We start from the raw sequence: 14,470 nt of genomic DNA on the forward strand, positions 1-14,470 counted from the left end.
GCTTCTGTGTCTCGTTGGCCTCAGGCCGCGAGCGAGGCGAATGCGCCGCGCGCTGCGTCGATCGTGGCGTCGATGATCGCGTCGTCGTGAGCGATCGAAACGAAGCCCGCTTCATACGCCGACGGCGCGAAGTACACACCCGCGTCGAGCATCTTGTGGAAGAACGCATTGAAGCGCGGCACGTCGCTCTTTGTGACTTCGGCGAAGCTGGTCGGAACCGATTCGGTGAAGTAGAGGCCGAACATGCCGCCGAGCGAATCGGCCGCGAACGGCACCTTCGCTTCGCGCGCGACAGTCGCGAGACCTTGCGCGAGACGCGTGGTGCGGGCGGAAAGCGTGTCGTAGAAGCCCGGCGCCTGGATCAGTTGCAGCGTCTTCAGACCCGCGGCGACGGCGATCGGGTTGCCCGACAGCGTGCCCGCCTGGTAGACGCCGCCGAGCGGCGCGAGGTGAGCCATGATGTCGCGCCGGCCGCCGAAGGCTGCCGCCGGCATGCCGCCACCGATCACCTTGCCCAGACACGTCAAATCCGGCGTGATGCCGTAGACCTCTTGCGCGCCACCCAGGGCGACGCGGAAGCCGCACATCACTTCGTCGAAAATCAGTACTGAGCCGTACTCGGTGCACAGGCGGCGCAAGGCTTGCAGGAATTCAGGCGTGGCGCGCACGAGGTTCATGTTGCCCGCCACAGGCTCGACGATCACCGAGGCGATCTCATTGCCGAACGCCTTGAACGCTTCTTCGAGTTCAGCGACGTTGTTGTACTCGAGCACCGTGGTGTGCTTGGCGATATCGACCGGCACGCCCGCCGAAGTCGGATTGCCGAACGTGAGCAGGCCCGAGCCGGCTTTGACCAGCAGGCTGTCCGCGTGGCCGTGGTAGCAGCCTTCGAACTTGACGATGCGGCTGCGGTTCGTGAAGCCGCGTGCGAGGCGCAGTGCGCTCATGGTCGCTTCGGTGCCGCTCGATACCATGCGGACCTGTTCGATCGACGGGACCAGCTTGCAGATTTCTTCGGCGATTTCGATTTCGGATTCTGTCGGCGCGCCGAAGGAGAAGCCGTTGGCCAGCACACGCTGGACCGCTTCCAGTACTTCCGGGTGGACGTGGCCGAGGATCATCGGGCCCCATGAGCCGATGTAGTCGATATAGCGTTGGCCGTCCGCGTCCCAGAAGTATGGTCCTTCGGCGCGCTCGATGAAGCGCGGCGTGCCGCCTACCGATCGGAATGCGCGGACCGGCGAGTTCACGCCACCGGGGATGGTGCGCTGCGCGCGCTCGAAGAGGATCTCGTTTTTGGACATGGTGATGGCTGGAATTTGGGTTGCGCAGCGGCGCGGGGGCTGTGGTTCTTGCGCTTCGCGCGGCGCTGTGGGTTTGGTGGGGAAATTGTACCGGAGTCGGGGGGAAGGGGTTTTGGGTTTGCCCCTGTGCTGGGGGTGAGATGCTGGTTCTTGGGCCTTTCCTTGAATTGTTATTGGTCTATTAGCGTTGCCCCTGTGCGGGGCGGCACTTACTTTCTTTGCCGCCGCAAAGAAAGATAAGCAAAGAAAGCGGCTCACACCGCCAGCTCATAAGCGGGTCCCCCGCGCAGCCACGGTAGTGGTGCATCTGGAATCTGTGTTCTCGCACGTTCAACCCTGGTGACAAGGCAGTCATACTTCCAGCGGCGCTGCGCGTGCTGTAGCGGTACTTCACCAACCCTGGGTCGGCGCTTAGACCTTGTGTACGCGTTTCGCTGCCGGTTGCTTCGTCGCAGGCTCCGCATTCGTCTTCGCGCGACCTTCTGCCGCGGTTTTTTCCGCTGCCGCCTTGTGAGCTGTTACCTTGCTGGAGCGAATGAGGCCCGTCGGCACGTCAAGCTGAGGCGGTTTGCGCTTACCCGTGAGCTCGGCCCAGCGCTTTTCCAACGCGCCTTCGGCGATCGGCTTGATCACCGTGCCCGAGCTTTGCGCGTCCCATGTTTGCACCGAAAACGGGTGCGTGCGCAACATCTCGCGTGGAATCACGACGCCCTCGTGGGCGTCGACCACCCAGTCGTACACGAAGTCGATGCACAACCGGTAACCTCGCTTCGTCGCCGGGTCGGGGACTTCGTACGGCGCACGCGTGACATAGCCGGAGCCGAAAATGCCCTTGGGTTCCTCGGCGACACGGTGCAGGAACACGCGGTCGCCCGGCAGGATGCCGCGGGCAAATCCGCAACCCCACACGTCAGCCACCGCTACGCCCGCGGCGACCCGCTTCGCCACGTCAGGTAACTCGGGCCACGGCCATTTCTTCGGGCTCCAGATCAGCAGGAAAGCAGTCATGTCAGAGGCGGGGCAGGACAGTGTGGAAGGGCGCAGCGGACAGGTCTGTGTCACGCCAGGAAGCGTTCTGGCGGCAGCTTAACTGATCGGCGGCGCGCCTGCCGCGGCGCATGCGTGGCCCGCCCAGCCAGGCACGGCGCGGAGGATGGTTTAGCCGTCGCGTACAATTGGGGCCGTCAAGTTGCTGTTTTCCCCGTTTCACCGCGTTTCGCTGCCGATGACGGCGCGGCGCTTCATCTGGATTCCCATGTCTCATGTCACCAGAAGCCGGCCCGATGGCCGGCTGATTCTGTTGCTCGGTGCGCTCGCCGCATGCGGGCCGATTTCCATCGATATGTATCTGCCGAGCCTGCCGACGATCGCGCAGGCATTCGCCATCAGCACCGGCGCCGCGCAAACCACGCTCACCAGCTTCATGTTCGGCTTTTCGATCGGCATGCTGCTCTATGGTCCGCTGTCGGACACTTATGGCCGCCGGCCCGTGTTGCTCGGCGGCATCATCATGTACGCGCTGGCGAGCGTGGCCTGCGCGCTGTCGTTTTCGATCGGTTCGCTAGTGACGTTCCGCTTCGTGCAGGCGCTCGGCGCGGGCGCGGCCTCGGTGCTGGCGCGCGCAATCGCCCGCGACGCGCACGGGCCGACCGATGCCGCGCGCGTGCTGTCGATGCTCGCCATTGTTACGTCGATCGGGCCGTTGCTCGCGCCGCTGATCGGCGGTCAGTTGCTGTTGCTCGGCGGCTGGCGTGTCGTCTTTGTCGTGTTGACGCTATTCGGTACGGTGTGCGCGGTGACCGCGTTTCTCAAGGTGCCGGAAACGTGGCCGCCCGAAAAGCGTGCGCATTCGGCGCTGCTGAAATCGTTCGGTGCATATGGCAAGTTGCTGCGCGATCCGGTGGCGTGGGGGAACATGCTGTGCGGCGGCATGGCGTTCGCGTCGATGTTCGCGTACATCACCGCGACGCCGTTCGTATACATCGAATATTTCCATGTATCGGCGCAGCATTACGGCTTTCTGTTCGCGCTGAATATCGTCGGCATCATGTTCGGCAACTTCATGAATACGCGCCTCGTCGGCCGGCTCGGCTCGCTACCGATCATTTCGTTCGCCGCGACCGTGAGTTGCATCGCGTCCCTGTTCGTCTGTCTTGTCTCGCTGACGGGGTGGGGCGGGTTGTGGTCGATCGTCTTCGGCCTGTTCTTCGTGGTCGGGGTGGTGGGGCTGTTGTCCGCTAACTGCACGACCGATCTGATGCATCGGTATCCCGTGAATGCCGGCGCCGCGGCCGCCGTGTTCGGCGCCGTGCAATTGGCGCTCGGCGCGTTGGCGAGCCTCGCAGTCGGACTCTGGCAGGATGGCTCGCCCAAAGGCATGGGCATCGTCGTGGGCGTTGCTGGCGTGTTGTGTTATGTCGGCCGGATTCTGGTCGTCAAATGGCACGGAATGAAGGTGCCCGTCGCTGCCGTTTGAGGCTGCTTGTGGCAGCTTGTGGCTGTATGAGGTTGTTTCAGGCGGGAATCCGTTGCTCAAGGCGGATCGTTGTTCCTTAGCCGAAACGCGCGGCAAGTTTGCGTCTGCGTCCCGCGCTAACCAGCGTGTCTACGGAAAACACCAGGTGTTGCGCGCGCGCTACCGTGCGATCCGATTTGCATTGCTATGATGGAGCCACTGTTCCTCGGAGCGGCAATCATGGCGATCAGAGATTTGATGAACGGCGAGCGGCAACATGCCGCCTTCGCCGAAGCGCAGAAGCTGGCAGACAGCGGCGCCTATCACGATTACACAGACATCGAATACGTCTTGCGCTTTGATTACGGTTTGTCTGATGTATCGGCGCTGCTCGACAGCCAGTTGATACATCGCGACCTGAATCGCCGTTGCGCCGATGCGCGTGAGAAGCTGGATGTGCCTGCTTAGCGTGTGACACGCACAGTGGGTGGCATGCAGCGTCCTGCGCGTAGTCATACGCCGCGAAGGCGCCATCCCTTTTGGAGTTGTATTCATGGCTGTTAGCCAGCAAGACCCGCGTCTGCCGCACATGGACAATCCCGCTGCTTTGGCAAAGCCGGGCGGTCATTACAGTCACGTCGCGATCGCGAATGGTTTTGTTTTCGTCTCGGGACAGTTGCCGATCAACGCACAGGGCGAGAAGCTCGCTGAAGCCTCGTTCGAAGTCCAGGCCGAACAGGTGCTGGCGAATGTGCAGGCGGCGCTCGAAGGCGCCGGCAGCAGCATTGCGCAACTGGTGCAGGTGCGTGTCTGTATCGCCGATGTCGAACACTGGGCGAGCTTCAATCAGATTTACGCGCGTTGGGCAGGCGAGGCGCGACCGGCGCGTGCCGTCGTGCCGGTCCCGCACCTGCATTACGGCTTGCTGGTCGAGGTCGAGGCAACCGCGCTGGTTTAAGCCGTTGCGGTGCCGAGGCGTGGCCGGTTCAGTGAATCACGAGCCCGTTGAACTGGGCATTGCCCACGCCGGACGCGATATTCACGCCGACGTTGCCGCTCACTGCCACCAGCGAACCGGCGCCGAGTTTCGCGGTGGTGTTGCCCGTCAACTGCGCGACGGTATGCAGATTCTGTTGTGAGGCGATCGCGGCCTGCGGTGTGCTGATGAGGGCGATCTGGTTGGCCTGCGCATTCAGCGCCCCGGCTGCGAGGTTCACGCCGATGTTGCCGCTTGCGCCTCGCAGCGCATTGGCGCCCACGATAGCCGCCGACGCGCCAGCTTTCGCGCTGCCGCCGACGTCTTGCAGATTCGACAGCCTCGCTGAGCCGAACACCGTTGCGCTATCGTCTTCGGACGGCGTCGTTGACGTGCCTGCAAGCGCGGACGATACGCCCGCGCTCGCGGCGACCCAAATCAGTGCAACGGCTAAAGTACGGACTTTCATGAGCGACTCCCTGGCGTGTGCTGACGGCACAGATAGTCCTGATATCGACCATGGGAGCGAAATGTTGAGGGAGGGGTTCCCCTTAATGCGGGCGGTGCCGAGAGATTGGCTGGTACGAGCTCGGTCAAGAACGAGCTTAGCCAGAAATTACCACCGCCCGCGGCCGCCGTAATAACCGCCAACGCCAACCCCCACGCTGACGCTCGGGGCAGCATAGTAGCCGGGGGCATATCCGTATGCCGGCGCGTAACCGTACGGCGGTGCGACGATACATCCGGAAAGGCCCAGTGCGAAACCTATCGCAACCAGTAATTTGAGCATGATTCCTCCCTGTTTATGACTTGGAGGAACCGGGCGAGGGATTCGTTCGGCCTGCCGTGTGACAGCAAATTACGAAACCCCGGTCTAATCGGGCTCCATTTACAGTTGCTTACCCGTTTGACACGTTGCGCAATCACTGTGCGAGTTCTTCAAACCGAACCAACCGGCGCAACGGCAAGACGAAGTTCCCGATAGGCCATCACCAGTGCGTCGAGGCTGAATGTCCGGTTCAGGCCGCTGGGATTTGGCAGCACCCATGCGCGGGCACCGCCGAATGCTGCCGGTTGCAGGCCCCAGTGGATGTCGCGCTCGCCGGACATGGCGGAGATCGCCATCTTTCCGAGGAAGGCAACACATTGCGGCGCATATCGTTCAATCTTCCGCTCGAATTCCGTCGCTGCCGCTTTGAATTCCCATTGCGATAGTTCGCCGGCCCGTGCAGTCGGACGCGAGACCGCGGTTGTCAGGCCACAGCCATATTGCAAAAGTGTGCGGTCGTCCTGGGGACTAATCTGTTCAGGCGTAAAGCCTGCAAGATGAACCACGCGCCAGAACCGATTGCCTCTGCCGGCAAAGTGCCGGCCGCTCGATGCCGCCTGGACGCCCGGATTGATGCCGCAAAACACGACCGATAAACCCGGTTCAAGGATATCGGGCAGACCTTGAAGTGAATCGGAGTGAGTCACGGATGGTGTAAGCCTTTTCATGAAGTCCATTCGAGTCGCCGCGCGGGAGCAACAGGCTACCTCAACGATACCGTCTTCTGATTGCATACTGGGGAGCACCTTTATACTCGACGCTCACGCTGCATAACCGCGTCGGTGGCGGTTTGGAAGTGCGGTTGACATCGAGGACCTACGCTAAACATATGGACCGGATCGACGCAATGAAGGTGTTCGTGGCCACGCTGGACGAAGGCAGCCTGGCTGGTGCCGGACGTCGGCTCGGGCGATCCCCGGCGGCGGTGAGCCGCGCCATCGCCTTCCTCGAAGAGCACACCGGAACGGCGCTGCTGCACCGGACGACGCGGACGATCCGGCTGAGTGCGGCGGGCGAACGTTATGCATCGGCCTGCCGGCGCATCCTGACCGATCTCGAGGAGGCCGATTTGCTGGTGGCAGACGAGCGGTCGGCGCCGCGGGGGCTGCTGACCGTGACCGCGCCTGTTGCCGCCGGTGAGGACGTGCTGCGGCCAATACTGGACGATTTCATCGAGCGCCATCCCGCTGTTCCGATCCGCCTGCAACTGCTCGACCGTCCAGTTAGCCTGATCGACGAAGGAATCGACGTGGCGCTGCGTATCGCGCATCTCGCGGACTCGACGCTGATCGCGATACCGGTGGGCGAAGTCCGCCGCGTCGTCGCGGCTTCGCCGCAGTACCTCGCCACCCATCCCGCCATCAACGAACCGGCCGATCTCGCGCATCATCAGATCGTCTCGATGACGCATTTCGGGCTGGATTCCTGGAGCTTTCCGCCGTCCGGCCGTTCGGCGATTCCTCAGGTCGTGCAGTTGGCCCCGCGCTTTATCGTCAACACGATCCGGGCGGCGATCGCTTCGACAGTCGCCGGCCACGGCGTCACCCGGATGTTTTCGTATCACATTGCCGAACAGGTCAAGGACGGGTCGCTGAAGATCGTGTTGCGCGATAGCGAGCATTCACCTCTCCCGGTTCACCTCCTGACGCCGCACGGACGCCTGTCGGTCCTCAAGGTGCGCGCTTTTGTCGATTTCGCGGCACCGCGTCTGCGCCAGCATTTCGAGCAACTGCAACACTTCACCGATACGGATTGAACCTTGCGGCGGAAGAATGTCTTCCGTATGACGGCGATTCTCCCTCAATTCGATTCAATCTAGACTGACTCCCATCATTGGCAGGGTACCCAGCGGGCGCCCGTATTCGGGAGGCAGTTATGGAACAGGCGATCGCTCATTCCTCATCAAACCCTTTGCAGGGGGCTTTGCGCGGCTATACCGAGCGCAACGAGACTTACTGGCGGCGCAATCTTGCCGTCTGCGTGATCGGGTCGTTCACAACGCTAGTCAGTCTGAGCATGCTGTTGCCGTTCCTGCCGTTGTACGTGCGCCAGCTCGGCGTCGAATCCCAGTCGGCGGTTATCCAATGGTCCGGGGTTGCGTTCGGTGCGACGTTTCTTGGCACAGCCGTGACCGCGCCGCTCTGGGGGCGTCTTGCCGATCGCTATGGCCGCAAGCCGATGCTGGTTCGCGCGGCGCTCGGCATGGCCGTCGTGATGTCGCTGATCGGCATGGCGCATAACGTCTATGAACTGGTCGGGCTGCGACTGATCGCCGGGCTCGTCGGCGGTTATGCGTCGGCCTCCACCGTCATGGTCGGCACGCAGGCGCCGCGTGAGCGGGCCGGCTGGGCGTTGGGCATTCTGTCGACCGGCGCGCTTGCGGGCAACCTGATCGGGCCACTGATCGGCGGACTGTTGCCGGGATGGATCGGAATCCGCGGCACGTTTTTCGCCGGCGGCGCGATGATCGCCATTGCCGCGCTACTCACCATCTTCGTCGTGAAGGAGGACTTTCATCCGGCTACTGACGCCAGGGGGCGGGGCGCCAATACGACCGTCGCGCCCACTCGTCGCACGGATTACGTGGTCGTGGCGACGATCCTCGTGACGGCGATGATGGTCCTGCTCGCCAATATGTCGATCGAGCCGATCATCACCGTCTATATCGGGAGCCTGAATGTTGGAACGGATCATCTGGCGCGCATCGCCGGTGTGGTGATGGCGTGTTCCGCGTTGGGCAGCGTCCTGACGGCGGCCCGGCTTGGCGCGCTTGCTGACCGCATCGGCAGCTGGAATGTCATCATCGGCTGCCTGGTGCTCACTGGTCTGGTGATGGTCCCGCAAGCGTTCGTCACCCAGTGGTGGCAACTCGCCGGATTGCGCGTATTGATGGGCATGACGCTCGCTGGCCTGTTGCCCGCCATTGCCAAGCTGGCGAGACAGTCGGTCGATGAGAGCAGGACCGGTCAAATGCTCGGCTATCTGCAATCGGCCCAGTTTAGCGGCCAGGTGATCGGCCCTGTGATCGGTGGCCAGATCGGGGTCCTGTTTGGACTGCACTCGGTGTTTTTCGTCACCGGCGCATTGCTGGCCACCTGTGCCGGGCTCGCTCAATGGGCGCGTATGCGTTAGCCGGCCCGAGTGCCGAATTGGACGATGTCAGTCACGCACAACGCGCGTGTCGCGTATTCACGGTCGGACTGACACGCTACGATCCTAGTCTTTCCATCAGGAAGTCGACGAAGCTCCGTACGCGCGACGACAGATGCCGCGCGTGCGGATAGATCAGGACGAAGGGTCGTGAACAACCGCCATAAGGGATGAGCAATTCCTTGAGCGTTCCGTCGGCGATGTCTTTGTCGACGATGAAGCGATAGGTCTGAAAGATGCCCGCCCCATGGCGCGCCAGGGTCACCCCGGAAAGCACATCGCCCGACGACCCGCAACCACCGTGCGTCATCATTTCTGTCTCCTTGCGTTTCTGGTTGAACACCCACAGGAGATTGCGGCCGGTACTTGGCCGCGCATACTGGATGCAGTCGTGATTGATCAGATCATCCGGCGTTTCCAGTTTGCCGGCGCTGCGCAGATAAGCCGGCGAAGCGACCACCACCAGTTCCGCATCCTCGATCTTTCGCGCGATCAGACCGGAGTCGCTCGGCGCACGTCCGCGAATGGCCAGATCGAAGCCTTCTTCCGCAAAGTCGATATTGCGGTTGCTGAGGTGCGCTTCGACCGTGACGCCGGGATAGCGCGCACGAAAGTCTGCAAGCAGGGGAAGCACCCGATAGTGGCCATACGGTGTCGGCATGCTGATCCGTAATACGCCTGTCGGTGTGGTTTGCTGCCCGGTTGCTTCACGCTCGGCATCGGTCAGCAGGCTAAGCGCCTGCCGGCATTGTTCGAAGTATCGCCTTCCTGCATCCGTCAGCCGGATCTGTCTGGTTGTCCGCACAAACAGGCGCACATTGAGTCGCGCCTCCAGACGCGCGACTGAACGGCTGACGGCGGCCGGCGTCACGCTTGCGGCGGTCGCGGCAAGCGTAAAACTCTCGAGTTCAGCCGCGAGACAGAACAGTTCAATACTGCCCAGAAGGACATCTTCAAATTGACGCTGCATAGGCTCTCGACGACCTTCGCTATCGCGCTTTTTTGCTCGGGTAGAAGGGCGCCCGGAACGGCCGCGGAGTGAACGCAACGGGCGGCGCGGTCGCCTTCGGTGCGGCACAAGGGGCCGTACAGAATATCAGGATATAGCGCGAGGGGCATCGAGGAGGACGCGGCATGATCAACCAGACAGACCATCCCGCCTTACTGCGTTGACTGGGTATCGAAAAGCCGATCATTCGCGCGCCGGCGATCGGTGCCAGCATGCCTGCACTGGCAGCCAGCGGCCGGGTTGATGACCCAGCTGGAGTTCGAAATGAAGGAGAGTACTAACCGATTGCCGAAATTCGCGGACTAGCGGGCAAGGCGATCGATGTTGTTCCGCGTTGCAGATGAATAGGGGCGCACGGGAAGGGGGCTTTGCCCGCTCCCGTTGCGCCCAGCGTTCATTCGACGAAGACCACCTGGCCTGAATCGCCGGACAGGTCCCGATGTTCAGGCCGGCTTCTGGCCTCGCTGCTTGCGATAGAGTTCGACCGGCAATCCACCCCAGCCCCAGTTCTCAGTGTTCACCTCCTCGATGACAACAAAGGTCGATTCGAGCGGCTTGTTGAGCACGTCGAGCAGTAACTGACTGACGCCTGCGATGAGCTGGGCTTTTTCGTCGGCAGTGACGGAATCGTTGCCGGGTTTGGACCCCTCGCGGGTAACCTGAATGGTGACGAAAGGCATGTTGCCCTCTGTGATCGTTGGTTGACTTGAAGGGCGCCGGCCAGCGGCGCCCGGGGGAATCAGTGACCCGTTATCAGTGGCCGGCGCTCTGGCCGCCGTCCACGTGCAGGATTTCGCCGGTCACGAACGGCGCCGCATCCAGATAAAGGACAGCGCCTACGATATCGCTCATCTCGCCCATGTGACCCATCGGATGCAGTGCGCCGAGCGCCGCATGCGTATCCTGCGGGTGCATCGGTGACTTGATGATGCCCGGCGAGACGGCGTTGGCGCGGATACCCCTTTTTGCGTATTCGATGGCAAGCGATTTGGTGGCCGAATTCAGGCCGCCCTTGGTCAGCGATGCCAGCACCGAGGGTACACCGTCGACTGCGTGGTCGGTCAGACTGGTCGTGATGGTGATCACGTGACCGCTGGCATGCTTTTCCATCTCGGCGATGGCCAGTTGTGTGATGTAGAAGAAGCCGGAGACGTTCACGCCGATAGCAGCCGCGTAGTCTTCCGCGGTATAGCGGGTGAAGGGCTTGGCGATGAAGATGCCAGCGTTGTTGACCAGCGTGTCGATGCGGCCAAAGCGGGCGACGCCCTCGGAAATCACGCGATGCGCGGTAGCGGGGTCGGCAATATCGCCTGCGACGGTCACGATATTGGGGTCGTCGGTGGGCCTGATCGAACGTGCGGTTGCGACGACGCGATAGTCGAGCTTGCGGAACGCGCTGACCAGTTCAGCGCCAATGCCTTGCGATGCGCCGGTAACGACGACAACTTTTTGTGATGTGCTCATGATTGAGCCTCCAGATGAGATGTTTGGGATCAGATGCTGATCGGGCCACGGGCTCCGATGGGTATGAAATCTAGGCGCATTGGCGCTGAACTCGAATACCCGCCATGGACAAACAGTCATGCTTGCCAGGTACAAATGCGTCCTGCGGCCGCCGTGCTTGGCGGCCAGCCCATGGTGGACGGACATCTGGAGAATTGAGCGCGAGATCCGTGGACACTCGCCAGGCGTCGTGGACGATTGCCGCGCTTCGTGGGGTGCCGATGGGCGACCGCTGCCGTGTCGCTTTTCGTGCGCTCGGCCGGGACGGTCTATTGCGGTACTGACAGGGCGAACTCGGGCCATGCCGCATCAAGCGAATCGCCTGTGATGTGACGGCCTTTCTGGAACGCTCGGGGAGGGGTGAAGTCGCCGCAAAGCCTTGTTGTGATGGGCTTTGCGGGATTGTGCGAGAACTTCTGAACAGGTGTGGTGGCGGAGGCGGTGAGATTCGAACTCACGGAAGGATCACTCCTTCGCCGGTTTTCAAGACCGGTGCCTTAAACCGCTCGGCCACACCTCCAAGCCGGAAATTGTAACCTGAAAAATCCTCGTTGCGGGGCTTGGCGGATCTGGAATTACTGCGGATCTTTCAGAAACAGCGCCTGCAGATCGTTCAGGAAGGCCTGGCCAAGCGGTGTGGGCGCAATCTTTTCGTGGTCGCGTGTAATCAGTTTGCGACGTTCAGCCTCCTGCAAAGCCGGTTCGATCGAGGTCATCGACAGCCCCGTGCGCTCGATGAAGCGGTGCACCGGAAACCCTTCCACCAGCCGCAGGGCGTTCAACATGAACTCGAACGGCAGATCGCGCGGTCCGACCTCATGCTCTTCCTGCACGGCCGTGCCGGCCATCGCCTGCTCGATGAAGGTAGTCGGATGCTTATAGCGCACCTGACGCAGCACGCGGTTCGGAAACGACAGTTTGGTATGCGCGCCCGCGCCGATGCCGAGATAATCGCCGAAGCGCCAGTAGTTCAGATTGTGCTTACTCTGCCGATGCGGCTGCGCATACGCGGACACCTCGTAGCGTTCATAACCGGCGGCCGTCGTGCGTTCGTGAATCCAGTCCTGCATGTCGGCGGAAGCATCGTCGTCGGGGAGCGCCGGCGGGAATTTCGCAAACAGCGTGTTCGGTTCGAGCGTGAGGTGATACAGCGACAAATGCGGCGGCGCGAACGACAACGCCGTCTCCACGTCAGCCTGACATTCCGCGAGCGTCTGCTGCGGCAATGCGAACATCAGATCGAGATTGAAGTTGTCGAAGGTGGTCGCGGCCACTTCGACCGCATGGCGTGCTTGCGTCGAGTCGTGAATCCGGCCGAGCGCCTTCAGATGCGCTTCATTGAAACTCTGGATGCCCACCGACAGGCGATTCACCCCGCTCGCGCGAAATTGCGCGAACTTGTCAGCTTCGAACGTACCCGGGTTGGCTTCGAGCGTGATTTCCGCGTCGGCGTCGAGCGGCAGCAGCGCGCGGATGTCGGACAGCATACGGTCGAGCCCGGCTGCCGACAGCAAGCTGGGCGTGCCGCCGCCGATGAACACCGTATGCACCTGGCGGCCCCACACAAGCGGTAGCGCCAATTCGAGATCGGCGCGCAAAGCGTCGAGATACTCGGTTTCCGGGAACGTGTCGCCTTTCCATTCATGCGAGTTGAAATCGCAGTACGGGCATTTGCGCACGCACCAGGGAAAGTGCACATACAACGCCAATGGCGGCAACGACGTCAGACGAATGCTGCCCGGCGACGTAAATGCCTTGATGACGCCGTTGCCGATATCGGCGGGCGCCTGTTTAATCGGAATCACGCTTCCTCCGTCAAACGCGCGAGCAGTTGGCGCAATGCAATCGCGCGATGGCTGCTGGCGTTCTTTACCGCTGGTTCGAGTTCCGCAGCGCTCGCATTCAGCGACGGCAGGAAGAAGTACGGGTCATACCCGAAGCCATGCTTGCCGCGCGGCGCATCCAGCATTTCGCCGTGCCAGCGGCCTTCGGCGATCAGCGGTTCGGGATCGTCCGCATGACGCACGAGCGCCAGCACGCAGTAGTAGTACGCGCGACGATCGGTTTCGCCCTGCAAGGCTGAAACGAGCTGCGCGTTGTTCGCTGCGTCGCTCTTTTCACCGCCTGCAAGCTGCGCGTAGCGCGCCGAAAAAACGCCGGGTGCACCACGCAGCGCGCGCACGCACAGGCCGGAATCGTCGGCGAGGGCGGGCAGGCCGGTGAGCTTCGCTGCGTGACGCGCCTTGGTCAGCGCGTTTTCGACGAAAGTCGGATACGGTTCTTCCGCTTCCGGCACGTTCAGCGCGCCCTGCGGAATCAACTCGATGCCGGCTGCGCCGAGCAGCGCCGCGAACTCGCGCAGCTTGCCCGCGTTGTTCGACGCCAGCACGACTTTCTTCAACGGCGAGTCAGACGCAACCGCGCCGTTGCCTTGACGAACCTCACTCACTCTTTTGCTCCAACGCTTCTTTCTGCTTCGCGATCAGCGTGTTGATGCCGTCGCTCGCCAGATCCAGCAGCGAATTCATTTCATCGCGCGAGAACGGCACACCTTCAGCCGTGCCCTGAATTTCGACGAAGCCACCCGCGCCCGTCATCACCACGTTCATGTCGGTGTCGCATTGCGAGTCTTCGTCGTAATCGAGATCCAGCACCGGCAAACCGTCGTACACGCCGACCGAAATCGCTGCGACGTAGTCGGTAATCGGCGAGCTTTCGATGCGCCCCGCAGCCAGCAATTTGGCCACCGCGTCATGCGCGGCCACGAACGCGCCGGTGATGCTGGCCGTGCGCGTACCGCCGTCGGCCTGGATCACGTCGCAATCGATATGCAGCGTGCGCGCGCCGAGCTTCTCGAGATCGAACACCGAGCGCAGTGCACGGCCGATCAGACGCTGGATTTCCTGAGTGCGGCCGGTTTGTTTGCCACGCGCCGCTTCACGGTCGCTGCGGGTATGCGTGGCGCGCGGCAGCATGCCGTATTCGGCGGTCAACCAGCCCTGGCCGCGGTCGCGCAGGAACGACGGCACGCTCTCGGCGATGCTCGCCGTGCAGATGACCTTGGTGTCGCCGAATTCGACCAGTACCGAGCCCTCCGCATGCTTCGTGTAGTGGCGCGTGATGCGCACGTCGCGCAGCTGATTGGCCTGGCGGCCGCTGGGGCGTTGGGTGTTATTGGTCATGTTGGGATCGGTAGGGAAGAAAAGCAGGAGGGAAAGCGCGATTTTACCGCCGATCGCGCCGG

Annotated in this window: 15 protein-coding genes and 1 tRNA gene; 5 read left to right on the forward strand and 11 right to left on the reverse strand. The window is 62.2% G+C overall.

What is annotated here, in order from left to right; all coding sequences use genetic code 11:
* Window positions 1-20: 20 nt before the first annotated feature.
* Window positions 21-1,304, reverse strand: a complete 1,284-nt coding sequence (gene hemL / locus GNZ12_RS12370) for a glutamate-1-semialdehyde 2,1-aminomutase (protein ID WP_172310603.1) — start codon at window positions 1,302-1,304, stop codon at window positions 21-23.
* A 411-nt stretch (window positions 1,305-1,715) separates the two neighbouring features.
* On the reverse strand, window positions 1,716-2,312 hold the full coding sequence (locus GNZ12_RS12375; protein ID WP_172310604.1) for a hypothetical protein: 597 nt from the start codon (window positions 2,310-2,312) through the stop codon (window positions 1,716-1,718).
* A gap of 247 nt (window positions 2,313-2,559) precedes the next feature.
* Here GNZ12_RS12375 and GNZ12_RS12380 point away from each other — a divergent pair, with 247 nt between their 5' ends.
* From GNZ12_RS12380 to GNZ12_RS12390, 3 genes are all read left to right on the forward strand, one after another.
* Complete coding sequence (locus tag GNZ12_RS12380) at window positions 2,560-3,780, forward strand: Bcr/CflA family multidrug efflux MFS transporter (RefSeq protein ID WP_172310605.1); 1,221 nt, start codon at window positions 2,560-2,562, stop codon at window positions 3,778-3,780.
* A 219-nt stretch (window positions 3,781-3,999) separates the two neighbouring features.
* Window positions 4,000-4,227 carry a hypothetical protein gene (locus GNZ12_RS12385; RefSeq protein ID WP_172310606.1) on the forward strand — a complete coding sequence of 76 codons (228 nt, stop codon included), beginning with the start codon at window positions 4,000-4,002 and terminating at the stop codon, window positions 4,225-4,227.
* 85 nt (window positions 4,228-4,312) lie between these two features.
* Window positions 4,313-4,717 (forward strand): RidA family protein, encoded by a 405-nt coding sequence (locus GNZ12_RS12390; protein ID WP_172310607.1) that lies wholly within the window; start codon window positions 4,313-4,315, stop codon window positions 4,715-4,717.
* A gap of 28 nt (window positions 4,718-4,745) precedes the next feature.
* Here the strand turns inward: GNZ12_RS12390 and GNZ12_RS12395 are convergent, their stop codons facing one another.
* Together GNZ12_RS12395 and mug are read right to left on the reverse strand one after the other, a co-directional pair.
* A complete protein-coding gene (locus GNZ12_RS12395) occupies window positions 4,746-5,204 on the reverse strand; it encodes a hypothetical protein (RefSeq protein ID WP_172310608.1) in 459 nt (152 codons plus the stop codon).
* A gap of 470 nt (window positions 5,205-5,674) precedes the next feature.
* Window positions 5,675-6,232, reverse strand: coding sequence for a G/U mismatch-specific DNA glycosylase (gene mug, locus GNZ12_RS12400; protein WP_172310672.1), 558 nt, complete (start codon window positions 6,230-6,232; stop codon window positions 5,675-5,677).
* Window positions 6,233-6,393: 161 nt separating this feature from the next.
* Between mug and GNZ12_RS12405 the strand changes: the two genes are divergently transcribed.
* Together GNZ12_RS12405 and GNZ12_RS12410 are read left to right on the forward strand one after the other, a co-directional pair.
* A complete protein-coding gene (locus tag GNZ12_RS12405) occupies window positions 6,394-7,320 on the forward strand; it encodes a LysR family transcriptional regulator (protein ID WP_172310609.1) in 927 nt (308 codons plus the stop codon).
* A 119-nt stretch (window positions 7,321-7,439) separates the two neighbouring features.
* On the forward strand, window positions 7,440-8,696 hold the full coding sequence (locus GNZ12_RS12410) for an MFS transporter (protein WP_172310610.1): 1,257 nt from the start codon (window positions 7,440-7,442) through the stop codon (window positions 8,694-8,696).
* A gap of 76 nt (window positions 8,697-8,772) precedes the next feature.
* Here GNZ12_RS12410 and GNZ12_RS12415 read toward each other — a convergent pair whose 3' ends face one another.
* The 7 genes from GNZ12_RS12415 to rph all read right to left on the reverse strand — a co-directional run bounded on the left by GNZ12_RS12415 (window position 8,773) and on the right by rph (window position 14,408).
* Entirely contained in the window at window positions 8,773-9,684 is a 912-nt protein-coding gene (locus GNZ12_RS12415) for a LysR family transcriptional regulator (RefSeq protein WP_172310611.1), read from the reverse strand.
* 482 nt (window positions 9,685-10,166) lie between these two features.
* Window positions 10,167-10,403 (reverse strand): tautomerase family protein, encoded by a 237-nt coding sequence (locus GNZ12_RS12420; protein WP_172310612.1) that lies wholly within the window; start codon window positions 10,401-10,403, stop codon window positions 10,167-10,169.
* Between the two features lie 73 nt (window positions 10,404-10,476).
* Window positions 10,477-11,187, reverse strand: a complete 711-nt coding sequence (locus tag GNZ12_RS12425) for an SDR family NAD(P)-dependent oxidoreductase (RefSeq protein WP_172310613.1) — start codon at window positions 11,185-11,187, stop codon at window positions 10,477-10,479.
* A gap of 469 nt (window positions 11,188-11,656) precedes the next feature.
* Window positions 11,657-11,746: transfer RNA gene (locus GNZ12_RS12430), tRNA-Ser, on the reverse strand.
* Window positions 11,747-11,801: 55 nt separating this feature from the next.
* The gene (gene hemW / locus GNZ12_RS12435) at window positions 11,802-13,031 is read right to left on the reverse strand and encodes a radical SAM family heme chaperone HemW (RefSeq protein ID WP_172310614.1); all 1,230 of its coding nucleotides are present in this window, start codon (window positions 13,029-13,031) and stop codon (window positions 11,802-11,804) included.
* A complete protein-coding gene (gene rdgB, locus GNZ12_RS12440) occupies window positions 13,028-13,675 on the reverse strand; it encodes an RdgB/HAM1 family non-canonical purine NTP pyrophosphatase (protein ID WP_172310615.1) in 648 nt (215 codons plus the stop codon). Before rdgB ends, hemW begins: the two co-directional genes overlap by 4 nt.
* Entirely contained in the window at window positions 13,668-14,408 is a 741-nt protein-coding gene (gene rph / locus GNZ12_RS12445; protein WP_172310616.1) for a ribonuclease PH, read from the reverse strand. Before rph ends, rdgB begins: the two co-directional genes overlap by 8 nt.
* Window positions 14,409-14,470: the final 62 nt, after the last annotated feature.

This window comes from Paraburkholderia solitsugae, assembly GCF_013177695.1.
GTDB classification, from domain to species: domain Bacteria; phylum Pseudomonadota; class Gammaproteobacteria; order Burkholderiales; family Burkholderiaceae; genus Paraburkholderia; species Paraburkholderia solitsugae.